Raw genomic sequence first — 24,088 nt, 5'->3', positions numbered from 1 at the left:
CGGGGGTTCCTAACGAATGAGCAGCGTTGTTCGGGGGTGGCTCCTGGTCCGGACGGGAACGGCGCCTACTCCGGGGTGGATTCCAGCGCGTGCGCGACCATGGCGAGCAGGGACTCGACCACGCTGTACCGCTTGCGCGCGTCCATGATCACGACGGGCACGTGCGGGGGGACCGTCAGGGCCTCCCGGACGTCCTCGGGCTCGAAGCGCTCGGTGCCCTCGAAGTGGTTCACGGCGACGATGTACGGCAGCCCGCAGCTCTCGAAGTAGTCGAGCGCGGGGAAGCAGTCCGTCAGCCGACGGGTGTCGGCGAGCACGATCGCGCCGATCGCGCCGCGCACGAGGTCGTCCCACATGAACCAGAAGCGCTGCTGGCCCGGCGTACCGAAGACGTAGAGGACCAGGTCGCTGTCGAGGGTGATCCGGCCGAAGTCCATGGCCACGGTGGTGGTGAGCTTGTCGGGCGTCGCGGAGAGGTCGTCGGTCCCCTCGCTCGCCTGCGTCATCAGCGCCTCGGTCTGGAGCGGGGTGATCTCCGAGACCGCGCGGACGAAGGTCGTCTTGCCGACGCCGAAGCCGCCCGCGACCACGACCTTGGTCGCGATCGGGGCCCGGGTGTGGTCCAGCTGCCAGTCCTGGGCGCCGTCCTCGGCCGCCGGGAGCAGCGGATCGGGCACGGCCTCGTGGGCGGCCTCGGGCTGCGCGGGTATACCGGCGAGCGCCGGGGAGTCGGAGACGGAGGCGACGTCAGAGGCGACGGAGTCCACTCAGCACCCTTTCGAGGAGCGCGCGGTCGGGCTGGCCGGTGCCGTGACCGGTCCCGTACACACGGATCTTTCCCTGGTCGGCCAAGTCGCTGAGCAGCACTCGGACGACACCCAACGGCATCTTCAGGAGGGCCGAGATCTCCGCGACCGTACGCATCCGGCGGCAGATCTCGACGATGGCCCGCATCTCGGGCATGAGGCCGCGGGCGGCGAGGCCGCCGTCCGTCAGCACCTTGCGCCGCTGCGGCGCTTCGAGGGCCGCCACGAACGTCTCGACCAGCAGGACGTGACCGAAGCGGGTACGGCCGCCGGTGAGCGAGTACGGGCGGACGCGCGCGGGACGGCGGCCCTCCCCGCGGATCGGCAGATGATGGGCGTGGGAGGCGGACGTCACTGGGTGCTCTCCATCGATTTGCGCAGCTCGCTGCGGAGTTCGGGGGTGAGTACGTGTCCGGCGCGGCCGACGAAGAGCGCCATGTGGTACGCGACGACACTCATGTCGCAGTCGGGCGTGGCGTGGACTCCGAGCAGGGAGCCGTCGCTGATCGACATCACGAAGACGCTGCCCTCCTCCATGGCCACCATGGTCTGTTTGACCCCGCCGCCGTCCATCAGACGGGCCGCGCCGATGGTGAGGCTGCCGATGCCCGAGACGATGGTCGCCAGGTCGGCGCTGGAGCCCCGGGGGCCGGTGGTGCGGCGGCCCTCCGTGGGGGCGGCGTTCTGGGCCGGGTCCGAGGACAGCAGGAGCAGCCCGTCGGAGGACACGACGGCGACGGAGCGCACGCCGGGCACCTCCTCGACGAGGTTGCCCAGCAGCCAGTGAAGATTACGTGCTTCGCTGCTCAGTCCGAATGTTCCGGTCGCAGTCAACTGCGTGCCTCCTCGACTGTGTCCCCCGTCTTCTCCTCTGTGCGTGCTTCCGTGCGTGCTTCCGTGTGCGCCTCGGTACGTCCTTCGGTCCGTGCCTCGGTACGTTCCTCGGGACGGGCGGTCTGCACGGCCTCGATCTCCGCCTCGACGTCCCTGCGGCCCGCCTGGGCTCCCTGGTGGAACCCTCCGAGCCGGCGGCGCAGGGCCTCGGCGTCGACACCGCCCTTGCGCGGGGTGGTCGTGGTGTCGGCCTGACGGACTATCTTCGGCGTGCGCTTGGGCAGGCCCTTGTCGGTGATCCGCTGGACGTCGGCCTCCGCCGGCGCCTCGGCGTCCGCGTCGGCCTCGGGGCGCGCCTCCTCGTGGACGTCCGCGTGGTGCGGCTCGGCGGGAGCACGTTCGTGGGTGTCCGGCTCGGGCGGCGGATCGGGGAGGCGGACCTGCAGGGTCGTCTCGGCGACGGACTCCGCCCCCGCCTCGCCGTCCACCTCGCCGTCCGCCTCGTCCCCGGCCTCCGCCTCGACGGCGGGGGCGGGCTCGGGCTCGGGTACGGACTCCTGCGTGCCCGCCGGCTCCTGGGTCCCCGGCTCCGGTGTCTCGTCCGCCACCGCCTCGGGCTCCGCCGTGACCGCGGGTCCCGCCGCCGCGATGGCGTGTTCGGCCGCCTCGACGAGCGGGTCGCGGGTGCGGGACGGCAGCGCGTTGGAGTTGGCCTCGGCGACCGAGCCCGGCAGGTTCAGGGTGGGCGCCCCGCCCGCCACCGGAACGGCCGGCGGGACGGCGACCGGCGGAGCCGTCGGCAGCAGCGCCTGCGGCAGGACGACGACGGCCGCGATGCCGCCCTGCTTCTGCTCGCGCAGCTCCACCCGTACGCCGTGGCGGGCGGCGAGCAGGGCGGCGACGCGGATGCCGAGCCCCTCCCCGTCGATGTCCGCCGGGTCGGCCTCGGCGAGGCGCGCGTTGAGTTCCGCGAGCCGCGAGTCGGTCATGCCGATGCCTTCGTCCTGGACGGAGAGCATCACCTCGCCGGACTCGAGCAGCCAGCCGGACAGCTGGACCTGGGAGTCGGGCGGCGAGAAGGCGGTCGCGTTCTCCAGCAGCTCGGCGATCAGGTGGCTCAGGTCGTCCGCGGCGAAGCCGGCGACCTGGGCGTGCGGCGGGAGGGACTGGATGGTGACCCGCTCGTAGCGCTCGATCTCGCTGACGGCGGCGCGCAGCACGTCGACGAGCGGGACCGGTCCCGGGTGGCCGTGCACGTGCTCGTGGCCGGCGAGGACCAGCAGGTTCTCACTGTGGCGGCGCATGACGGTCGCCATGTGGTCGAGCTTGAAGAGGGTGGCGAGGCGCTCCGGGTCCTGCTCGCGCTCCTCCAGCTTCTCGATGACGCCGAGCTGGCGCTCCACCAGGCCCAGGCTGCGCAGGGAGAGGTTGACGAAGGTGTGGTGGACGCTGTTCCGCAGCCGCTCGAGTTCGGCGGTGAGGAGGGCGGTCTGTCCCTGGAGGTCGGCGCGCTGGGCGGCGAGTTCGGCGGCGATGGCGTCGCGGGCACCCGCCAGGTCGGCGCCCTCGCTGTCGAGCCGCTCGGTGCGCGCGGCGAGGGCGGCCAGCTTGCCCTGCAGCGTGTTGAGGGACCGCACGACCTGGGCGAACTCGTCGTTGCGGCCGGTGAAGCGGATGGGTTCCTCGGTCTCCGGGGCGGCCGCGAGACGGGCGGCTCCGATGCGCACCACGGCGAGGGGGCGGGTGAGGGTGCGGGCGACGAAGGTGGAGATGCCGACCGCGACGAGAAGGCAGCCGCCGAGGAACGCGATGCGCACCTCGAGGGCGGTGACGTCGTCGTCGCGGAGCTGGGTGAACCGCTCCACCTGTCCCGTGGCGAGCGCGGACTCGACTCCGCGCATCTGCTCGATCCGGGCGGAGAGCGCGGCTCCCAGCTTCTCGGGGTCGGTCTTCCGCTCGGACGAGGAGAGTTCGGGCTGGTCGGTGAGGCGCGCGAGGTAGCGCTCGGCGCTCTTGACGTCCGGTCCGGTCACGGTGGCGGCGAGGGAGTCACGGCCCTCGGCGGTGGCGGCCTGGTCGAAGTCGGCCAGGGCGGCCAGTTCGCGGACCCGGGCCTGCTGCGCGGCGGCGGTGAGGGCGTCGCGGGCGCGGTCGGCCTCCTCCGCTCCCTCGGGTTCGTCGGCCACGTACGTGCCCGTGACGGGGTCGTAGTGGGTGCCGCCGGTGGACTCGGGCTGCGGGACGGCCAGGGCGGCCAGGAGCAGTCCCCGGGCGGTGGACGCCTGCTCGACGGCGCGGCCGAGGGCGGCGGGGGCCCTGGTGGCCTCGGCGGCGCGGGCGGGGGTCTTCTCGGCGAGTTCCTCGGCCAGGCCGTGGAGCTTGGCGATGATCTCGGAGTAGGCCCGGTGGGCCTCCAGGGCGGTGCCCTTGCCGGTGAGCGCGGTGCGGCGGACAGAGGGCAGGGCCGCGAGGTCGCGGCGCAGCTCAGGGCCGGCGGCGGGCCGGATCTCGTCGATCTGGCGGTCGACGCGGGTGGAGCCGGCGCTGGTGACCTGCCGCCTGTCGTCGCGGGGTCCCTGCTGCTCGTCCCGGCCCGCGGCGATGTAGGCGACGACCTCGTCGCGCTCGTCGGCGAGGGAGTGGGCGAGCGTGACCGCCTGGCGGTCGAGTTCGGCGAGGGTGACGAGCCGCTGGGAGTCGCTCAGTTCGGCGGAGGCGGTGAGGACAGCGGGAGCTCCCGCGGCGAGCACGGTGACGCCGACGAGGGCGACTCCGGCGACCAGACGGTTACGGACCCGCTTGGGGCGGCCGACGGGAGCGCCGGGGGGCGTGGAGGCCGTACCGCCGCCGGGGGCGTTCGCGCCGGGGCCCCGGACGTCGCCCGTGGGCAGCGGGTCACCGGGGCTCTGGCTCCGCGTGCCGCTGTTGCTCCGAGGCCGCTTCTTCTGCACCGGTGCTCGCATTCTCGACTCGTCCGCCCATGAAGCAGAGGTGACGACCGGTCATTCGATAGAGCGCCCCCACCCCTGGTACGGCTTCCGACCATTCCAGCGCTTCTGGGAAGGGGACGCGCATCGGCCGCTCCGCCACCCGAACGAGTGAACAACACTCCTGAGTTGGCGAACAACTTCCGCCGGCGCCCGGTGCGGGCTCGCGCGGGGCCCCGGTTGGATCTTCCGCGCGGGCTTTGGCAGGATGCCCGCCCGCAGCTTCCCGGAGCCCGCCGTTCCGCCCCGGTTCCGGGCTCCGGGGGCTTGGTACGGGCCTGACGCGGCCGTCTGGAGGTGCTGTGAAGGAGTGATGGGCACCGGTGCAGACTGGAGATCATGCGCACCGAAGTGGTCACCCTCCCCGGCAGCCCCGAACGCCCCAACGAGGACTGGGCAGCCGCTGCTCTTCCCGCTTCCGGGGTGGGCGGGACGGTCGTGGTGCTCGACGGGGTGACGCCGCCCGTCGGCGACGACGGTTGTGTGCACGGCGTCCCCTGGTTCACCGCGCGCCTCGGTGGGGCTTTGACCGAACTGTCCGCTTCTCGGGCCGAGATGACGTTGACCGGGATCCTCTCGGCGGCAATCCGGCGCACCGCCGACGCCCATCGGGGCAGCTGTGACCTTTCTCACGTCCGTACGCCGCAGGCGACGGTCGCCATGGCCCGCTGGGACGGGGAGCGGGTCGAGCAGCTGGTGCTGTCGGACGCCGTGCTGCTCCTGGAGGCGCCGGACGGGAAGGTGCGGGCCCTGCGCGACGACCGGCTGGACCGCGTCCCGGCGCAGGTCCTGCGCTCGCTGGAGGCGACGGACCGGCTGCGCAACCGGGAGGGCGGCTTCTTCACGGCCGCGGCGGACCCCGCGGTGGCGGAGCGCGCGGTGACCGGCACGACGCCCCGGGGCGAGGTGCGGGCCCTGGCGGCGCTCTCCGACGGGGCGACGCGCTGGGTGGATCCGTTCGGGGCGGGCGACTGGGCGGACTGCTGCGGGGTGTTGCGCGAGGAGGGCGCGTACGCGCTGCTCCGGCGCGTACGGGCGCTGGAGGAGGCGGACGGGGCGGCGGGCGGCCCGCGCCGCCGGAAGAGGCACGACGACGCGACGGCGGTGTACGCGGTTCTGTGAGGGATGGGGCGCGCCCCTGAGGGCGCCCGTCGCCGGGGGCTCGCCCGGGCGGCCCGCGCGCGAGGGCGGCCTTCGGCCGTCAGCTCTCCGCGCGCGCGTTCAGCTGGTGGAGCAGGCGGGCCAGTTCGGCGACCTCGCCCCGGTCCCAGTCGGCGAGCTTGCGGACGTACCGCCCGCGCCGGGCGTCCCGGACCCGCCGGAAGCGCCCCTGGCCCTCCTCCGTGAGCCGGACGAGCGAGGCGCGCCCGTCGGCGGGGTCGGGATCGCGGGCGACGAGGCCGAGGTCCTCGAGCGCGCGCAGCTGACGGCTCATGGTCGCCTTGCCGACGCCGAAGTAGCCGGCGAGTTCGGTGGCCCGCTGCGGGCCGGTGTCGTCGAGCCGCACGAAGAGACCGTAGGCGGCGGGTTCGAGTTCGGGGTGGACCTCGCGGGCCATCTCGCCGGACTGGGCGCGGGCGCGCCGCAGGAAGACCGCCAGTTCCCTTTCCAGCGCCAGGAATTCCTGGTCCACACCACTCCTGCCGGTGGGGCCGCCTTCACTTCCCGTACCGCTTCCGTGCACGTCAGCACCCCTCGCGCGCTTTCCGGTCGCTGAAAGTTTCCTCCGCCGGCGGTCATCACCGCAGCTCCCCCAGTATTTCGCAGGAGTAGACCAACGGCAGCACCCGGTCCCTCTTCCGCCGGGCGGGTCTACGTGCGTAGCGTCTGCTCCGGCGCTCAATGACATGTCCACTGCAAGGGCGCTCCGCCGCGGCCCGCCCGTGGTCCCCCTCACGCTCCCACCGAGCCTTTCGGAGGCACGCAATGCCCGTGCACAGATCCGGAAAGACCCTCGCCGGCGCCGCGCTCGCGGCCCTGGCCCTGCTCCTCCCGCTCGCCCTCTCCGGCACGGCGAACGCCGCGGACGATCCCGGCACCCGGCAGGTGCCCGCCCGGGGTTCGGCCTGGATGGGCATGGGGGTACCGGCCCACGACGGCCAGGGCGGACAGCCCGGCGGCATCTCGATCCAGGCCACGCAGACCGAGGGCGTGGACGTCTCCAGCCACCAGGGCAACGTCGCCTGGTCGACCCTGTGGAACAGCGGGGTGAGGTGGGCCTACGTCAAGGCGACGGAGGGCACCTACTACAAGAACACCTACTTCACGCAGCAGTACAACGGTTCGTACAACGTGGGCATGATCCGCGGCACGTACCACTTCGCGACGCCCGACACCACGACGGGCGCGGCGCAGGCCGACTACTTCGTGAACAACGGAGGCGGCTGGTCCAGGGACGGCAAGACCCTGCCGGGCGCGCTGGACATCGAGTGGAACCCGTACGGCGCGTCCTGCTACGGCAAGACGCAGTCCGGGATGGTGACGTGGATCCGCGACTTCCTGAACCGCTACAAGGCCAGGACCGGCCGTGACGCGGTGATCTACACGGCGACGAGCTGGTGGAAGGAGTGCACCGGCAACTACAGCGGCTTCGGCGCGACGAACCCGCTGTGGGTGGCGCGGTACGCCACGTCGGTCGGCGAACTCCCGGCGGGCTGGCCGTACTACACGATGTGGCAGTACACCTCGTCCGGACCGACGGTCGGGGACCACAACCACTTCAACGGCGACCTCTCGCGGGTGCAGGCGCTGGCCAACGGCTGAGGCGCCCCCCGCCGGCGGCCGCCGGCGCGTTGACGGCCTCCCGGGTGCGCGGCGCACCCCGTCCCGACGGCTTCCCGGCCGTGCGGCACGCCCGGGAGGCCGTCGGGCGTTTTCAGCCCACCCCCTTGTCTATTGGTATGGACCAATGCGAGGCTCGGTCCCGACGGGCTCGTACGGCGTTCAACTGCCTTACGGGGGCGATTCGTTGCCCGCCCGTGCCCTGCTCGTTCCCGTCTCCCCACGTACGAGAGAGAGCCTCCCCATGCCGTCCCTGCGGTCCCTGTCGTCCCCTCGGCGCCCACGGTCCCTGTCGTCCCGGCCCTCCGCCCGCCGCGCCGCCGCGGCCACCGCCGCCGCCGTGTCCGCCGCCGTGCTCGTCCCCCTCACCCCGTCCGTCGCGAGCGCCCACGGCGCCGTCTTCAATCCGGTGAGCCGAGTGGCGGCCTGCTTCGCGGAAGGACCCGAGACGCCGAAGTCGCAGGTGTGCAGGGACCTCGTCGCCGACTCGGGCACCCAGCCGCTCTACGACTGGAACGAGGTGAACATCGCCAACGCGGACGGACAGCACCGGGCGCTGATCCCGGACGGGAAGCTCTGCTCGGCCAACCGCGAGAAGTACCGCGCACTGGACTGGGCGCGCACGGACTGGCCGGCCACGGCGGTCAAGGCCGGCCCCTTCGACTTCAAGGTACGGGCGACGGCGGCGCACTCGGGCACGATGACGGTCTACATCACCAAGCAGGGCTTCGACCCCACCCAGCCCCTGAAGTGGTCGGACCTGGACGCGACACCGGTGGCCGCCTACGCCACCACGCGCACGGCGACGAACGGCTTCTACGACTTCCCGGGCACCCTGCCCGCCCGCACCGGCCGGCACGTCGTCTACAAGGTCTGGCAGCGCTCCGACAGCCCGGAGGCCTTCTACAGCTGCTCGGACGTGACCTTCGGCGGCGCGGCCTCGGCGACCGCCCCGACGGAGGCCGAGCTGTCGGCCGGCGCGGACCGCTCCACGGTCAGCCACGCGGGCCACGGCGGCGACGAGCGGCCCCCCGCCCTCTCCGCCGACGCCCTCCCGGCATCCCCGTCCCCCCTGCCCCTGGCCCTCGTCGGCACGGGCGCCCTGACCGCCTTCGCCGCGGGCGGCCTGCTCCTCTCCCGCCGCCGCACGCGGCCGTAGCCGCCCGGGCGCGCACGGCGAAGCGGGGCGCCTCCTGTCGGGGGCGCCCCGCTTCGCCGGGATCGGATCGAGGGTGTGTCCGGCGGATCGGGCCGGACTACGCCGCCACGCCCACCGGGATCTCCGCCGGGGCGAGGGCGATCTCCAGGACCTGGCGGACGTCCGTGACCGGGTGGACGTCGAGCTTGTCGAGGATCTCGGCCGGGACGTCGTCCAGGTCGGGTTCGTTGCGCTTGGGGATCACGACCGTCGTGATGCCCGCCCGGTGGGCGGCGAGGAGCTTCTGCTTCAGGCCGCCGATCGGCAGCACCCGCCCCGTGAGCGACACCTCGCCGGTCATCGCCACGTCCGTGCGGACCAGGCGACCGGACAGCAGCGACGCCAGCGCGGTCGTCATGGTGATGCCCGCGCTCGGGCCGTCCTTGGGGACCGAGCCCGCCGGGAAGTGGATGTGCACGCCCCGGTCCTTCAGGCCGGTGACGGGCAGCTCCAGCTCGGCGCCGTGCGAGCGCAGGAAGGAGAGCGCGATCTGCGCGGACTCCTTCATCACGTCGCCCAGCTGGCCGGTCAGCGTGAGGCCCGCCGCGCCCGTCTCCGGGTCGGCCAGCGACGCCTCCACGAAGAGGACGTCACCGCCGGCGCCGGTGACCGCGAGACCGGTCGCCACGCCGGGGACGGAGGTGCGCCGCTCCGCCGGGTCCTGTGCCGACTCGGGCACGTGGTGGGGGCGGCCGATCAGCGCCCGCAGGTCGTCCGGGGTGATCGTGAACGGCAGCTCGCGGTCGCCCAGCTCGTGTTCCGCCGCCACCTTCCGCAGCAGCCGCGCGATCGAGCGCTCCAGGGTGCGGACGCCCGCCTCCCGGGTGTACTCCCCCGCCAGCTTCCGCAGCGACGCGTCCTCCAGGACGACTTCGCCCGGCTCCAGACCCGCCCGCTCCAGCTGCCTGGGCAGCAGGTGGTCCCGGGCGATGACGATCTTCTCGTCCTCCGTGTAGCCGTCGAGCCGCACCAGCTCCATCCGGTCGAGCAGCGCCTCCGGGATGGCCTCCAGGACGTTCGCCGTCGCCAGGAAGACGACGTCGGAGAGGTCGAGTTCGACCTCCAGGTAGTGGTCCCGGAAGGTGTGGTTCTGCGCCGGGTCGAGGACTTCGAGCAGGGCCGCCGCCGGGTCGCCCCGGAAGTCGGAGCCGACCTTGTCGATCTCGTCGAGCAGGACCACCGGGTTCATCGACCCGGCCTCCTTGATCGCCCGCACGATCCGGCCGGGCAGCGCGCCCACGTACGTACGCCGGTGGCCGCGCACCTCGGCCTCGTCCCGTACGCCGCCGAGCGCGACGCGGACGAACTTCCGCCCCATCGCGTGGGCCACGGACTCGCCGAGCGAGGTCTTGCCGACACCGGGCGGACCGACGAGCGCGAGCACGGCACCGCCGCGCCGGCCGCCGACCACGCCGAGACCCCGCTCGGCGCGCCGCTTGCGCACCGCGAGGTACTCGGTGATCCGCTCCTTCACGTCCTCCAGGCCCGCGTGCTCGGCGTCCAGGACGGCCTTGGCGCCCTGGATGTCGTACCGGTCCTCGGTCCGCTCGTTCCACGGCAGCTCGAGAACGGTGTCCAGCCAGGTGCGGATCCAGGAGCCCTCGGGGGACTGGTCGCTGGACCGCTCCAGCTTCTCGACCTCCTTGAGCGCCGCCTCCCGCACCTTCTCGGGCAGGTCGGCGGCCTCCACACGGGCGCGGTAGTCGTCGGACTCGTCGCCCTCGGACTCGCCGTTGAGCTCCCGCAGTTCCTTGCGCACGGCGTCGAGCTGGCGCCGCAGCAGGAACTCGCGCTGCTGCTTGTCGACGCCCTCCTGGACGTCCTTGGCGATGGTCTCGGCGACGTCCTGCTCCGCCAGGTGCTCGCGCAGCTGCGCGGTGGCGAGCTTGAGGCGGGCGACCGGGTCGGCGGTCTCCAGCAGTTCGACCTTCTGCTCGACGGTGAGGAAGGGCGAGTAGCCGGAGTTGTCGGCCAGGGCAGCGACACCGTCGATCTGCTGGACGCGGTCCACGACCTGCCAGGCGCCGCGCTTCTTCAGCCAGCTGGTGGCCAGCGCCTTGTACTCCTTGACCAGCTCGGCCACGGCGCCGGGCAGCGGGTCGGGCACGGTCTCCTCGACGACGGTTCCCTCGACCCAGAGGGCGGCGCCCGGGCCGGTGGTCCCCGCCCCGATCCGCACGCGGTCGCGGCCCCTGATCAGCGCGCCGGGGTCTCCGTCGGAGAGCCGGCCCACCTGTTCGACGGTCCCGAGGACACCGGTCCCCGCGTAGGTGCCGTCGACGCGGGGCACGAGCAGCACCCGCGGCTTGCCCGCGCCCGCTCCGCCGCCGGAGCGCGCGGCGGCCTGGGCGGCCTCCACCGCGGCGCGGACGTCGGCGTCGGACAGGTCGAGCGGCACCACCATCCCCGGCAGCACCACTTCGTCGTCGAGCGGCAGCACGGGCAGGGTGAGCGTCGGGTACTCCGTGGACTCGGCAGTCATGATCTCCCCTTCGGCAGTCAAGTTGAGCTATGCCGACTCAATGCTTGTGAGCGCAGGAATGTTCCCCTGGCGCCGTTCGCTCTCAGCGATCATCCTCGCGCCCTCCACCGATCCGCAGATGTAATGCCTCCATGGATATGGGAGCTATTACATCTGCCTGGGTGGCGGGGTGGACCGTCTCGCGCGGGACACCGCCCGCCGTCGTCGAGCCGTGGGGCTACCGCATCGACGTGGGGCACCCGAACCACGTCTTCCGCCATGTCCTGCCCGCCCCCGACGCCGTCTCGGTGGGCAAGCTCTGTACGGAGATCACCGAGCCCTACGCCTGGTTGAAGATCATGGCGACGCCCGAGGAGGCCGGGGAGTGGATCACTCCCGGCTGGACCATCCCGGACGACCCCGGCTTCATGATGTGCAAGCGCCTGGACGCGGGGGCGCGTCCGCCCGCTCCGGAGGGGTACGCCCGGACCACGGAGACGCGCGACGGCGTCGTCCGCGTCAGGATCCTCGCCCCGGACGGCACCCTCGCCGCGCGCGGACAGATCGCCCCGACCGGGGCGACGGCGGTCGCCGACCAGATCGAGACCGACCCCGCACACCGGCGGCGCGGCCTGGGCGCCAACGTCATGCGCACCCTCGAAGCCGCCGCCGCGCAGGCCGGGGCGGTGACGGGGGTCCTCTCGGCGACGCGGGACGGACTGGGCCTGTACGGCAGCGTGGGCTGGCGGTACGAAGGCCCCCTCACCGGAATCGTCCGCGACTGACGGCACCGGCGCCCTCCGGCCTCCCGCCACCGGCGTCCGCACCGGACTCTGGCCAACGGGACCCGCCGCCGGGCATGCTCGGGCCCATGATGCGCTGGGGCGGGGACAGAGAGGTGCGCGGGAGCGGCAGCCCGGCCCGGGGGGCGGGCGGCCGCGACGGGGTGCGCCGGGGTGCGCGAACGCGGCGGCGGGCGGGTGTGCGGCTCTCCCCCGGCGCCCACGGAGCCGAGCTCGTCGGCACGCGACGGCGACGGCATGCCGGGGCGTGGGTCGCCGCGGCGGCGATGGGCGCGGCACTGGCGGTCTCCGGCTGCGGACCGGACAGGCCCCCACGCGCCGCGACGCCGACCCCGGCACCGGCTTCCGGCACCCCGACGTCCCCGTCCACCGCTCCCGAGCCGAGCGCCCCGCCACCCCCGACCGCCACTCCCGAGCCGAGCGCCCCGCCACCCCCGACCGCCGGCGCCCACCGGCCGGGCCCGCGGGAGGTCCTCGTCGAGCTGAACGTCAGCGGCGGTTACGCCGGGGTGAACAACCGGCTGATCGTCCACTACGACGGGAGCCACACCACCCGCTCCGGCACCGGACCCCCGCGCCACGGCCGGATGACCCCCGCCGAGGTCGCGAGGCTCCGCGCCGCACTGGAGGACCCGGCCTACGCGGCGGTGCCCGCCCGCCCCACCGGCAAGCCCGTCTTCGACGGCTTCCGGTACGTCGTCGCGCACCGGTACCGGGTCGTCGTCGCCGACGACGGCGCCGTGCCCGCCGCGCTCGCCCGGGTCTTCGACGCCCTGCCGGGCGGGGGTCCGCCGACGTCCACATGAGCCGGACGGCGCCCGGTGCGGCCCCCGGGTCCGTGACGGCTTCGCCCCAGGAGGGGTTCGCCCCGGCACAGGTCTGTCCCGATATGGGTTTGTCCCCGGTCCCGCCGCCCCGGAAGGATGGGCGGGACGACCCGACGAGCCCGAGATCGGAGCGAGTGCACATGCCCAGTCCCGTCACCCTCGACCGCCGCGAGGGACCGTACGGAGAGGTCGTGCTGCGCCGGCGCGGCGAGCACTTCGAGATCATCGCCAACGGCACCTTCCTGATGGACACGTCCGACGGACGGTCCGAACGGCTGCTGATCGACGCGGCGATGGAGGCGCTCGGCGGGCGCCACGGCGCCTCCGTGCTGATCGGCGGCCTGGGCGTCGGGTTCTCCCTCGCACACGCCGCGGCCGATCCCCGGTGGGCGCGGATCGCGGTCGTCGAGCGGGAGGAGGCGATCATCGACTGGCACCGCGGCGGTCCGCTGGCCGCCCTGTCGGGCGCGGCCCTCGCCGACCCGCGGAGCGTGATCCTCCACACGGACCTGGTCGAGCACGTCCACACCTCCCCCGACACCTATGACGCGCTCTGCCTGGACATCGACAACGGCCCCGACTGGACCGTCACCGAGGGCAACGAATCGCTGTACTGCGCCGAGGGTCTGGCGGCCTGCGCGGCCCGGCTGCATCCGGGTGGGGTCATCGCCGTCTGGTCGGCGCGGCCGTCCGCCGATTTCGAAGACTCATTGCGGAATGCCGGATTCAGCGGGGTACGGACCGAAGAGATCCCCGTTGCCCGGGGCGTCCCTGACGTGGTGCACCTCGGCATCAGGCCTGCGTAGCCGGGACGCCGCCGCTGCCTCTACGCTGCTGACCGACATCAGCTACGCAAGGCAGGGCAATGGAGCAGACACACACCACTCACCACGGTGCGGCGGCCACTCCGGGCGCGCAGCGGCGTGTGCTGGTCGTCGAGGACGACACGACCATCGTGGATGCGATCTCCGCGCGACTGCGGGCGGAGGGGTTCCTCGTCCAGACGGCGACGGACGGCCCGGCCGCCGTCGACGCGGCGGAGGCGTGGCAGCCGGACCTGATGGTCCTCGACGTGATGCTCCCGGGCTTCGACGGCCTGGAGGTGTGCCGCCGGGTCCAGGCCCAGCGCCCCGTTCCGGTCCTGATGCTCACCGCCCGGGACGACGAGACGGACATGCTGGTGGGGCTCGGCGTCGGCGCCGACGACTACATGACGAAGCCGTTCTCGATGCGGGAGCTCGCCGCCCGGGTGCACGTCCTGCTGCGGCGGGTGGAGCGGGCCGCGATGGCGGCCGTGACCCCGCGCAGCGGCATCCTGCGGCTCGGCGAGCTGGAGATCGACCACGCGCAGCGGCGGGTCAGGGTCCGGGGCGAGGACGTGCATCTGACGCCCACCGAGTTCGACCTGCTGGTCTGCCTGGCCAACACGCCCCGCGCGGTCCTCTCCCGCGAGCAGCTGCTCGCCGAGGTGTGGGACTGGGCGGACGCGTCGGGGACCCGGACCGTGGACAGCCACATCAAGGCGCTGCGCCGGAAGATCGGAGCCGAGCGCATCCGTACCGTCCACGGTGTCGGCTACGCGCTGGAGACACCGGCGCCGTGATCCGCCGCGAGGCGCGCGCGAGACGCCGGATCGCCATATCGATCAAGACCAAGCTGGGCACGCTGGTCGTCGGGGCGGTCCTGCTGACCTCCGGGCTCGCCCTGGTGGCGATCAGGACCTCGACGGAGTTCCGGTACATCACGATCTTCGCGATGATCGCGACGCTGCTGATCACCCAGTTCGTGGCGCAGTCCCTGACGGCCCCGCTGGACGAGATGAACACGGTGGCCGGGTCGATCTCGCGCGGGGACTTCAGCCGCCGGGTGCGCGGCGCGGACCGCCGTGACGAGCTGGGCGACCTCGCCTCGACGATCAACCGGATGGCGGACGACCTGGAGGCCGTCGACCGGCACCGCAAGGAGCTGGTCGCCAACGTCTCGCACGAACTGCGGACACCGATCGCCGCGCTCCGGGCGGTGCTGGAGAACGTCGTGGACGGGGTCTCCGAGGCCGATCCGGAGACGATGCGGACGGCGCTGAAACAGACGGAGCGGCTCGGCCGCCTGGTGGAGACCCTGCTCGACCTGTCACGCCTCGACAACGGTGTCGTCACGCTGAAGGCACGGCGTCTCGAGGTGTGGCCGTATCTGTCCGGGGTGCTGCGGGAGGCCAATCTGGCCGCGTCCCAGCGCGGCCTGACCACCACCTCGGGGCTCCACCGCCGTACGGACGTCCATCTGCACCTGGACGTGTCGCCGCCCGAGCTGACGGCGCACGCGGACGCCGAGCGGCTCCACCAGGTGATGGCGAACCTCATCGACAACGCGGTGAAGCACTCCCCGGCCCACGGCCGCGTGACCGTGCGGGCCCGGCGCGGGCCGTGGCCGGACTCGCTGGCCCTGGAGGTGGAGGACGAGGGCCCGGGCATCCCGGAGGATCTGCGGCGCACCGTCTTCGAGCGGTTCAACCGCGGATCGGTGCCGGCCCAGGCCGGCCCGGGAAGCGACGGCGGCACGGGTCTCGGGCTCGCGATCGCCCGCTGGGCGGTCGATCTGCACGGCGGGGAGATCGGAGTGGCCGAATCGTCACGGGGCTGCCGGATCCAGGTCACTCTTCCAGGCAGCCTCGCGGCGCGGGATTGACGTAGGGTTCGAACCGGAAGCACATGTTCTGCGTGTACGTGATCAGGACATGGTCAGGACGTGGTCAGGGATGCGGGCCCAGGGGGGCCGCAACCTCCCTCTCCCCTACCCGGGAGACGGCAGAACCACGCTTGTTTCCCGCCATTCCCTGCCCCGAAACACTTCGTCAAGTGTGACTTGCGCGACGTTGGAGTGCCCGGCCTGCACCTCCCGGCCAGGGAGGCGTAGCCTTTATTTCCGCTGTCCATCACCTTGTGAAGCGGAAGAGGGCGGTTACCGCCGTGTCGTCTCAGTCCCCCAGTAACTCGAGCATCTCCACCGACCAAGACGGGCAGGGTCAGAACCCTGCGACCGCCTTCGGCGCCAATGAGTGGCTCGTCGACGAGATCTACCAGCAGTACCTCCAGGACCCGAATTCGGTCGATCGTGCCTGGTGGGACTTCTTCGCCGACTACAAGCCCGGCTCCTCGGAGACTCCCGCCGCCGCGGGGGCGGCCGGAGCCACCCCGGCCCCGCCGGCCACGCCGGCGGTCCAGAGCGCGCCCGCCGCGCCGCAGGCGGGCCCCGCACAGGCCGCGCCTGCCGCGCCCGCCGCACCGGCTCAGGCCGCTCCGGCCCAGGCGGCCGCCAAGCCCGCCGCCGCGGCTCCGGCTCCGTCGAAGCCCGCCGCCGCCCCTGCCGCGAAGGCCCCCGCCGCCGCTCCGGCCACCGAGGCCCCGGCGGGCCCCGAGCTGATCACCCTGCGCGGCCCGGCCGCCGCGGTGGCGAAGAACATGAACGCCTCGCTGGAGGTGCCGACGGCCACGTCCGTCCGCGCCGTCCCGGTGAAGCTGCTCTTCGACAACCGGATCGTGATCAACAACCACCTGAAGCGCGCCCGGGGCGGGAAGATCTCCTTCACGCACCTCATCGGGTACGCCATGGTGCAGGCGATCAAGGCCATGCCGTCGATGAACTACTCCTTCGCGGAGAAGGACGGCAAGCCGACCCTGGTCAAGCCGGAGCACGTGAACTTCGGTCTCGCCATCGACCTGGTGAAGCCGAACGGCGACCGCCAGCTCGTCGTCGCGGGCATCAAGAAGGCCGAGACCCTGAACTTCTTCGAGTTCTGGCAGGCCTACGAGGACATCGTCAAGCGCGCCCGCGTCGGCAAGCTGACGATGGAGGACTTCTCCGGCGTCACGGTCTCGCTGACCAACCCCGGCGGCCTCGGCACCGTCCACTCCGTGCCGCGTCTGATGCCCGGACAGTCCGTCATCATGGGCGTCGGCTCGATGGACTACCCCGCCGAGTTCCAGGGCACCTCCCAGGACACCCTGAACAAGCTGGGCATCTCCAAGGTGATGACCCTCACGTCGACCTACGACCACCGGGTCATCCAGGGCGCCGCCTCCGGCGAGTTCCTGCGGATCGTCGCGAACTACCTCCTCGGCGAGGAGGGCTTCTACGACGAGATCTTCAAGGCCCTGCGGATCCCGTACGAGCCGGTCCGCTGGCTCAAGGACATCGACGCCTCGCACGACGACGACGTCACCAAGGCCGCCCGCGTCTTCGAGCTGATCCACTCCTACCGGGTCCGCGGCCACGTCATGGCCGACACCGACCCGCTGGAGTACCGCCAGCGCAAGCACCCCGACCTGGACATCACCGAGCACGGCCTCACCCTGTGGGACCTGGAGCGCGAGTTCGCGGTCGGCGGTTTCGCCGGCAAGTCGATGATGAAGCTCCGCGACATCCTCGGCGTGCTCCGCGACTCGTACTGCCGCACCACCGGCGTCGAGTTCATGCACATCCAGGACCCGAAGCAGCGCAAGTGGATCCAGGACCGCGTCGAGCGCTCGCACTCCAAGCCGGAGCGCGAGGAGCAGCTGCGGATCCTGCGCCGCCTGAACGCCGCGGAGGCGTTCGAGACCTTCCTGCAGACCAAGTACGTCGGCCAGAAGCGGTTCTCCCTGGAGGGCGGCGAGTCCGTCATCCCGCTGCTCGACGCGGTCATCGACTCCGCCGCCGAGTCCCGCCTCGACGAGGTCGTCATCGGCATGGCCCACCGCGGCCGCCTGAACGTCCTGGCGAACATCGTCGGCAAGTCGTACGCGCAGATCTTCCGCGAGTTCGAGGGCAACCTCGACCCGAAGTCGATGCACGGCTCCGGCGACGTGAAGTACCACCTGGGCGCCGAGGGCACCTTCACCGGCCTGGACGGCGAGCAGATCAAGGTCTCGCTCACCGCCAACCCCTCGCACCTGGAGGCGGTCGACCCGGTCCTGGAGGGTGTCGTCCGCGCCAAGCAGGACGTCATCAACAAGGGCGGCACGGACTTCACCGTCCTGCCCGTCGCCCTGCACGGTGACGCGGCCTTCGCGGGCCAGGGTGTCGTCGCCGAGACGCTGAACATGTCGCAGCTGCGCGGTTACCGCACCGGCGGCACGGTCCACATCGTCATCAACAACCAGGTCGGCTTCACCGCCGCCCCGGAGTCCTCGCGTTCCTCGATGTACGCGACCGACGTGGCCCGCATGATCGAGGCGCCGATCTTCCACGTAAACGGCGACGACCCGGAGGCCGTGGTCCGCGTCGCGCGGCTCGCCTTCGAGTTCCGCCAGACGTTCAACAAGGACGTCGTGATCGACCTCATCTGCTACCGCCGCCGCGGTCACAACGAGGGCGACAACCCGCAGTTCACCAACCCGCAGATGTACAACCTGATCGACAAGAAGCGTTCGGTGCGCAAGCTGTACACCGAGTCGCTGATCGGTCGCGGCGACATCACCCTGGAAGAGGCCGAGCAGGCGCTCCAGGACTTCCAGGGCCAGCTGGAGAAGGTCTTCGCCGAGGTCCGCGAGGCCACCTCCGCGCCGGCCCCGGCGCACGTCCCGGACGCCCAGCCGGAGTTCCCGGTCGCCGTCACCACCGCGGTCTCCCAGGAGGTCGTGAAGCGGATCGCCGAGTCGCAGGTCAACATCCCGGAGCGGATCACGGTCCACCCGCGTCTGATGCCGCAGATGCAGCGCCGCGCGGCCTCCATCGACGACGGCACGATCGACTGGGGCTTCGGCGAGACCCTCGCCATCGGCTCGCTGCTCATGGAGGGCACCACGGTCCGGCTGTCCGGCCAGGACTCCCGCCGCGGCACCTTCGGCCAGCGGCACGCGGTCCTTGTGGACCAGGAGACCGGCGAGGACTACACCCCGCTGCTCTACCTGGCCGAGGACCAGGCCCACTACAACGTCTACGACTCGCTGCTGAGCGAGTACGCGGCGATGGGCTTCGAGTACGGCTACTCCCTGGCCCGCCCGGACTCCCTGGTGGTCTGGGAGGCCCAGTTCGGTGACTTCGTGAACGGCGCGCAGACCGTCGTCGACGAGTTCATCTCCTCGGCGGAGCAGAAGTGGGGCCAGACCTCCGGCGTCACGCTGCTGCTGCCGCACGGCTACGAAGGCCAGGGCCCGGACCACTCGTCCGCCCGTCCGGAGCGCTTCCTGCAGATGTGCGCGCAGGACAACATGACGGTCGCCATGCCGACCCTGCCGTCGAACTACTTCCACCTGCTGCGCTGGCAGGTCCACAACCCGCACCACAAGCCGCTCATCGTCTTCACCCCGAAGTCGATGCTGCGTCTGAAGGCCGCGGCGTCGAAGGTGGAGGAGTTCACCACCGGCGGCTTCCGCCCGGTGATCGGCGACGACTCGGTGAACGCGGCGGACGTCCGCAAGGTCGTCTTCTGCTCGGGCAAGGTCTACTACGACCTGGAGGCCGAGCGGCAGAAGCGCGGTGTGACGGACACGGCCATCATCCGTCTGGAGCGTCTGTACCCGCTGCCGGGTGCCGAGCTCCAGGCCGAGATCGCCAAGTACCCGAACGCCGAGAAGTACCTGTGGGCGCAGGAGGAGCCGGCGAACCAGGGTGCGTGGCCGTTCATCGCGCTCAACCTGATCGACCACCTGGACCTGGCGGTCGGCGCCGACATCCCGCACGGCGAGCGCCTGCGCCGGATCTCGCGTCCGCACTCCTCGTCCCCGGCGGTCGGTTCGGCCAAGCGCCACCAGGCCGAGCAGCAGCAGCTGGTCAACGAGGTCTTCGACGCCTGATCCGCTGTTCCGGTACGCACGGAGGCCCGGCACCCCGAGAGGGGTGCCGGGCCTCCGGCGTGTGCGCCCGGCGTCAGCCGAGGTTCGCCTCGAAGTCCCAGTAGGGGCGGTTGCGCTGGCGTGCCGAGAGGGTGTGCGGGTGCTGGGCGCCGAGGGTCCTCGTGAGGGTGAGCAGGGCGTCCTCCTCCAGCTTCCCGGCCTCCTCCACCTCGCGCAGCCCGCGCAGGTCGGTGGCGAGCGCGACCTGGCAGGAGAGGGTGAGGGGGTGTTCGTCGCCGAGGGCGTGGCGGGCCCTGCGGAGGGTGTCCCGGCTGAGCTCGGCGGCGTCGGAGACCCGGCCGTTGAAGTTGCGGGCCGCGGTGGCGTTGAGGGCGCAGCCGAGGACCCACGGGTGGTCGGGCCCGAGGGAGGCGGTCAGACCGGCGAGTGCGGCCTCCAGCATGGCCATGGCGTCGGCGCGTTCTCCCGAGGCCTGCATGACGAGCGCGGTGTTGGCGAGCACGCCGGTGGCGACCGGATGGGCGGGGCCGAGGAGCGAGCGGTAGCCGGCCTCGGCCTCGTGGCTCAGCTCCCTGGCGTGGTCGAGGTCACCGTGTTCGCGCAGGTAGTTGGCGTAGTTGTTGATCGAGGAGAGGGTGACGTAGTGGCCGCGGCCGTGCACCTGCTCCAGCTGTTCGAGCAGGCCGGCCATGGTGGCTCCGAGGTCCTGCTGGAAGCCTCCCTCGCGGCGGCGGCACAGGGCCAGCTGGGCGCGGGCGTACAGGGACTGCAGGTGCTGCGGTCCGAGGATCTGCACGTGCAGCCGGACGTTGGACTCCTGGCGGGCGAGCGCCTCCCGGTAGTGGCCGAGCAGCCGGAGGTCCTGGGCGACGGCGTTGCTGGAGTTGAGGGTGTGGGCGTGGCGGGTGCGCAGGACGTTCTCGCTGCGGGCCAGTGACTCGACGTCCTGGTCGTACGCCTCCTGGTAGCGGCCGAGCATGCGCAGGACGACGCCGAGGTTGTGGCCGGCGACGAGCGTGAGGAACTCGGTCTCGCCGAGGAGGCGCCGGGCTTCGGCGAGGCATGCGCGCTGGACGCGCTCCGATTCCCGGTACTGGCCGAGGAAGCGGAGGTCGCTGGCGATGGAGATGGCGGAGCGGAGCGATCCGAGTTCGTCGGGGACCGGGGCCGCGTCGAGCCGGTCGCGCAGCGCGAGGTCGAGTTCGTAGGCGTCCCGGAACCGGCCGTAGGAGCGCAGGATGTTGCCCTCCTGCGTGGTGAGTTCGAGCATGGCGGGGCTCGTCGGGTCCATGAAGGCGGACCAGTGCTCCCTGATCTTCTCGGCCAGCCTGACCCCGGCCCGGAACTCGGCGCTGCGGAAGCAGTAGCGCAGGCAGTTGAGGACGGCGGACTGGATCCGGGGGTTGCGGCTGGTGAGCGCTCCGGACGGTTCGAGGTGCGGGAGGAGTTCGGCGTACCGGGGCCAGTGCCGGCTGTCCATGGGGTTGCCGGGGTCGGCCTCGGCGAGCAGGGTGCGGACGGCCTGGCGGTGGCCCTCGCGGTGCTCGCCGTCGGTGAGGCGGGCCACGATGTCGTGGACGAGCCGGTGCATGTGCACGGACTCCTGGTGGGGGCCGACCTCGACGCTGGTGGCGGGTCCGCGCGACTCCCGGCTGAGGACGGAGTAGTTGACGAGGGTGTCCAGGGCGCGGGTCCAGGCGGGGAGGTCGGTGGCCATCCAGCGGAGGTCCTCGGGGAGCTCCGCCTGGGGGTAGGCGCGCACGATGCCGAGGGGGATGCGGCCCGGGGCGAAGGAGGCGCACAGGCTCAGGATCTCGATGGCCTGGGGCTGGGAACGCCGGAGCCGGTTGATCAGTATCGACCAGGAGGTGAGGGAGGCGTTGGGGAAGCCGTCCCCGGTGGCGGGTTCGTCGACGGTGGAGAGGCGTCCCTCGCGGACCATGCGGAGGTACTCGGGGGCCTCCATGCCCGACTCGCCGAGCCACGCGGCGGCCTGGACGAGCGGCAGGGGCACGTCGCCGAACTCCGCGGCGACCTCGTCGGCCTCGGCGGCGCTGATGTGTGCGGCGCGGCGCATGAGGTAGGCGGTGGACTCGGACCGCTCGAAACTGGGGACTTCGAGGAGGTCGGTGTGGTCTCCCCAGCCGCGGTTGCGGGAGGTGATCAGGACGTGGCCGGGCCCGTGCGGGAGCATGACGTTGACGCCCTCGATGTCGTCCCAGCCGTCGAAGATGACGAGCCAGCGGCTGTGCGGGTCCCCGCGGCGGAGGGCTTCGCGGACGGCGCGGATGCGTTCTCCGGGTTCGCTGCCGGTGGGCAGGTCGAGTTCGACGGCGAGTTCGCCGAAGCGGTCGCGCTGGATGTTGCGGTCGTCGGAGTTGACCCACCAGACGACGTCGTAGTCGGGGCTGAAGCGGTGGGCGTACTCGGCGGCGATCTGGGTCTTGCCGATGCCGGACATGCCGAGGACGGTGCAGGCGGCGTTGCCGCGCGGGGCGTCCATGAGGCGCTGCTGGAGGTCGGTGAGCAGGTCGTCCCGGCCCGTGAAGCGGGGGTTGCGGCGGGGGACCTCGCCCCAGATCTCGGGGGGCGTGTCGGGGTAGCGGACGGTCGAGCCGGGTGCGGGGCGGCGGTTTCCGGAGCGGCGGGGTTCGATGCCGAGCCGGCTCAGCATCCGCGCCTCGGCCTCCTCCTCGCCCACGCCCCACAGGCTGACCGGTTCGAGGACGGCGGTGGCGGGGAGCAGCGGACGGTTGGTGAGGTTGACGGCGGCGAAGCGGTCGGCGTGGGCGGCGACGAAGCCGCGCAGGACGTCGTTCCACTCGCCGGCCGGCCGGGGGCCCAGTTCGAAGAACCAGTCGTTGAGGACGAGCAGGACGCGCCCGCGGGCGAGCAGCAGGTCGCCGAGGGAGTCCTCCAGGGGAACCTCGCGCGGGGGGTCCCAGCGTTGCAGGGTGGCCCGCACGCCGTGGGCTTCGAGGCGCTGGTCGATCCAGGTCGCCCACGGCCGGTGGTAGCCGGGGAAGACCACGAGGACGTGTTCCGGGGCGGCTCTGCCGCCGTGGTCCGCCCTGGGGCCGCCGCCTGACCGCTGTTCCGCCATCTGTACGTCTCCCGTCCCGCTCACGCGCAACGCAGTGTCATGTGCCGTGGGCACAGTGTTACCCAAGGGCCCTGGGGGCGGCGCCGAGGCTCGCATGGTGCCGCTTCATCTGATGGGCGAACTCCCGCCCCGCATTGGTCAGTTCATCGGATTCAAGCAGGATGGTCAGCGCCTCGCCCACCTGATCGTGGATACGGTCGAACTGACGCGCGGCACAGGCCCTCCACGGGGCCGGCACGCCGTCCGCGCCGGCCGCGCGCCGCCACAGGTCGGTCAGGGCCAGATGGGCGTAGGCGCCCTGGAACACGCCGGCCACGGGGCGGGGGTCCTGCCGCCAGCCGACCCGGTGCGTCACGGCGCGGCCGGGCAGGTACAGCGGTACGAGGGCGTGCAGGGTGGCGAGCTTGCTGTGGTGGATCTCGTGCACCAGGGTCTCGGCGAGATCGGGCGCCCCGGCCGGCGGCGAGGTCAGCACGGCGCCGGGCGCGGCGCTCAGGGTGGCGCCGACCGAGCGGGGGCCGTGCGCGGTGAGCGGGACGACCGCGCGCACGGCGCGGCGGACCTCGGTGCCCCGGACCGGGTCGGTCCGCGCCAGGAGGTCCTGGGCGGCCCTCCACCGGGCGGCCCAGGCGACGTGATCGGTGTCGCCGTGCTCGGCGGCGGTCCGGGCGGGGCTGCCCACGCCGCCGGGCGGCACCCGGTACGGGTCGAGGTCGTCGAGGCGGGCGCGGGACTCCGGGAGCGTGCGCAGCCCGGCCCAGCCGCCGCCCGTGCCGACGAGGGCGCCGGTGTGCCGGTCGGTGCGCAGCAGCACGGTGGCGGCGGCGCGGCGGCCTTCGGGCCGGATCCGCGCGGCCCCGGAGCGGGCCGTCACCCGCAGGTGGACGGCTCCGGTCCGCAGCCGGCCCTCGCCGGGCAGCGAGAGGAGGCCGTCCGGTGCCTCGACGGCGAGGTCGAGCGGGAGCCCGGAGCGGAGGGCGGCGGCGAGGGCCACGCTCTCCAGCCGGACGAGGTGGCGGTCGAGGGCGGGCCCCACGGGTTCGGCGAGGGCCGCGGCGAGCCAGGCGCCCGTCGTGGGGTAGTCGAGGACGTCCCGGACCACGGCCGGGCGGAGCCGCTCGGCCCGCTCGAGCAGCTGCCACGCCTCCTCGAAGCGGAGGAGCACGGGGGCTTCGACATCTCGGCGGTGCTGGTGGACCCGGACCAGCAGGGCCTTGAGCAGCAACAGCCGACGGGCGTGGACGGCGGAGGCCAGGAGTCTTGCGGCGGCGGGGGCCGGCCGGGTGGTGGCCAGCCCCGCGAAGGCCGCGGCGGACAGCGGCGCGCGGCTCATTCCCGCCTCCCCGGACGGCACGGACCCGCGGGACGCACGACGACGGAGCCGGACGGGCGGGCGAGGGCGACGCCGGACGAACGCACGACGCCGGAGCCAGGCGGCCACGCGAGGGCGCCGGACGGACGCACGACGCCGGAGCCAGGCGGCCACGCGAGGGCGCCGGACGGACGCACGACGCC

At 72.7% G+C, this 24,088-nt stretch carries 17 protein-coding genes; 9 read left to right on the top strand and 8 right to left on the bottom strand.

The annotated features are described in order from the left end of the window. Positions 1 to 65: 65 nt before the first annotated feature. From AB0K65_RS27765 to AB0K65_RS27750, 4 genes are read right to left on the bottom strand one after another with little or no spacing between them, the layout of a single operon-like run. Positions 66 to 767 (bottom strand): ATP/GTP-binding protein, encoded by a 702-nt coding sequence (locus tag AB0K65_RS27765; protein ID WP_365721180.1) that lies wholly within the window; start codon positions 765 to 767, stop codon positions 66 to 68. Next, a complete protein-coding gene (locus AB0K65_RS27760; RefSeq protein WP_365721179.1) occupies positions 748 to 1,161 on the bottom strand; it encodes a DUF742 domain-containing protein in 414 nt (137 codons plus the stop codon). The genes AB0K65_RS27765 and AB0K65_RS27760 overlap by 20 nt, the downstream gene beginning before the upstream one ends. After that, positions 1,158 to 1,640: a roadblock/LC7 domain-containing protein gene (locus tag AB0K65_RS27755; protein WP_365721177.1), complete on the bottom strand. Its 483-nt coding sequence runs from the start codon at positions 1,638 to 1,640 to the stop codon at positions 1,158 to 1,160. The genes AB0K65_RS27760 and AB0K65_RS27755 overlap by 4 nt, the downstream gene beginning before the upstream one ends. Then, a complete protein-coding gene (locus tag AB0K65_RS27750; RefSeq protein WP_365721175.1) occupies positions 1,637 to 4,603 on the bottom strand; it encodes a nitrate- and nitrite sensing domain-containing protein in 2,967 nt (988 codons plus the stop codon). The genes AB0K65_RS27755 and AB0K65_RS27750 overlap by 4 nt, the downstream gene beginning before the upstream one ends. A 363-nt stretch (positions 4,604 to 4,966) precedes the next feature. Here AB0K65_RS27750 and AB0K65_RS27745 point away from each other — a divergent pair, with 363 nt between their 5' ends. Continuing rightward, positions 4,967 to 5,749 carry a hypothetical protein gene (locus AB0K65_RS27745; RefSeq protein WP_365721173.1) on the top strand — a complete coding sequence of 261 codons (783 nt, stop codon included), beginning with the start codon at positions 4,967 to 4,969 and terminating at the stop codon, positions 5,747 to 5,749. 79 nt (positions 5,750 to 5,828) lie between these two features. On the opposite strand, the gene AB0K65_RS27740 is transcribed toward AB0K65_RS27745, so the two are convergent. Next, positions 5,829 to 6,311 (bottom strand): MarR family transcriptional regulator, encoded by a 483-nt coding sequence (locus tag AB0K65_RS27740; protein WP_365721171.1) that lies wholly within the window; start codon positions 6,309 to 6,311, stop codon positions 5,829 to 5,831. 242 nt (positions 6,312 to 6,553) lie between these two features. Here AB0K65_RS27740 and AB0K65_RS27735 point away from each other — a divergent pair, with 242 nt between their 5' ends. Together AB0K65_RS27735 and AB0K65_RS27730 are read left to right on the top strand one after the other, a co-directional pair. Further along, positions 6,554 to 7,390: a lysozyme gene (locus AB0K65_RS27735; protein WP_365721169.1), complete on the top strand. Its 837-nt coding sequence runs from the start codon at positions 6,554 to 6,556 to the stop codon at positions 7,388 to 7,390. 358 nt (positions 7,391 to 7,748) lie between these two features. Beyond that, positions 7,749 to 8,567 carry a lytic polysaccharide monooxygenase gene (locus AB0K65_RS27730; protein WP_365721167.1) on the top strand — a complete coding sequence of 273 codons (819 nt, stop codon included), beginning with the start codon at positions 7,749 to 7,751 and terminating at the stop codon, positions 8,565 to 8,567. Between the two features lie 97 nt (positions 8,568 to 8,664). Here AB0K65_RS27730 and lon read toward each other — a convergent pair whose 3' ends face one another. Then, positions 8,665 to 11,088, bottom strand: a complete 2,424-nt coding sequence (gene lon / locus AB0K65_RS27725; RefSeq protein WP_365721165.1) for an endopeptidase La — start codon at positions 11,086 to 11,088, stop codon at positions 8,665 to 8,667. A gap of 131 nt (positions 11,089 to 11,219) precedes the next feature. Between lon and AB0K65_RS27720 the strand changes: the two genes are divergently transcribed. The 6 genes from AB0K65_RS27720 (at position 11,220) to AB0K65_RS27695 (ending at position 19,470) form a co-directional block, all read left to right on the top strand. Beyond that, positions 11,220 to 11,852 carry a GNAT family N-acetyltransferase gene (locus AB0K65_RS27720; protein WP_365721163.1) on the top strand — a complete coding sequence of 211 codons (633 nt, stop codon included), beginning with the start codon at positions 11,220 to 11,222 and terminating at the stop codon, positions 11,850 to 11,852. A 197-nt stretch (positions 11,853 to 12,049) separates the two neighbouring features. Further along, complete coding sequence (locus AB0K65_RS27715; protein ID WP_365721161.1) at positions 12,050 to 12,676, top strand: hypothetical protein; 627 nt, start codon at positions 12,050 to 12,052, stop codon at positions 12,674 to 12,676. Positions 12,677 to 12,837: 161 nt separating this feature from the next. Beyond that, positions 12,838 to 13,503: a spermidine synthase gene (locus tag AB0K65_RS27710; protein WP_365721159.1), complete on the top strand. Its 666-nt coding sequence runs from the start codon at positions 12,838 to 12,840 to the stop codon at positions 13,501 to 13,503. Between the two features lie 59 nt (positions 13,504 to 13,562). Then, entirely contained in the window at positions 13,563 to 14,300 is a 738-nt protein-coding gene (locus AB0K65_RS27705) for a response regulator transcription factor (protein WP_365721157.1), read from the top strand. Continuing rightward, positions 14,297 to 15,382 (top strand): ATP-binding protein, encoded by a 1,086-nt coding sequence (locus AB0K65_RS27700; protein WP_365721155.1) that lies wholly within the window; start codon positions 14,297 to 14,299, stop codon positions 15,380 to 15,382. Before AB0K65_RS27705 ends, AB0K65_RS27700 begins: the two co-directional genes overlap by 4 nt. Before the next feature lie 281 nt (positions 15,383 to 15,663). Next, entirely contained in the window at positions 15,664 to 19,470 is a 3,807-nt protein-coding gene (locus tag AB0K65_RS27695) for a multifunctional oxoglutarate decarboxylase/oxoglutarate dehydrogenase thiamine pyrophosphate-binding subunit/dihydrolipoyllysine-residue succinyltransferase subunit (RefSeq protein ID WP_365721153.1), read from the top strand. A gap of 73 nt (positions 19,471 to 19,543) precedes the next feature. Here the strand turns inward: AB0K65_RS27695 and fxsT are convergent, their stop codons facing one another. Together fxsT and AB0K65_RS27685 are read right to left on the bottom strand one after the other, a co-directional pair. Then, on the bottom strand, positions 19,544 to 22,573 hold the full coding sequence (fxsT, locus tag AB0K65_RS27690) for an FxSxx-COOH system tetratricopeptide repeat protein (protein WP_365721198.1): 3,030 nt from the start codon (positions 22,571 to 22,573) through the stop codon (positions 19,544 to 19,546). Between the two features lie 58 nt (positions 22,574 to 22,631). Then, the gene (locus tag AB0K65_RS27685; RefSeq protein ID WP_365721151.1) at positions 22,632 to 23,906 is read right to left on the bottom strand and encodes an HEXXH motif-containing putative peptide modification protein; all 1,275 of its coding nucleotides are present in this window, start codon (positions 23,904 to 23,906) and stop codon (positions 22,632 to 22,634) included. Positions 23,907 to 24,088 lie beyond the last annotated feature (182 nt).

It is taken from the genome of Streptomyces sp. NPDC053755 (assembly GCF_040677675.1).
Lineage (GTDB): Bacteria > Actinomycetota > Actinomycetes > Streptomycetales > Streptomycetaceae > Streptomyces.
The sequence above is the reverse complement of the archived record's forward strand: the minus strand, read 5'-3'. Positions and strand labels throughout refer to the sequence as shown.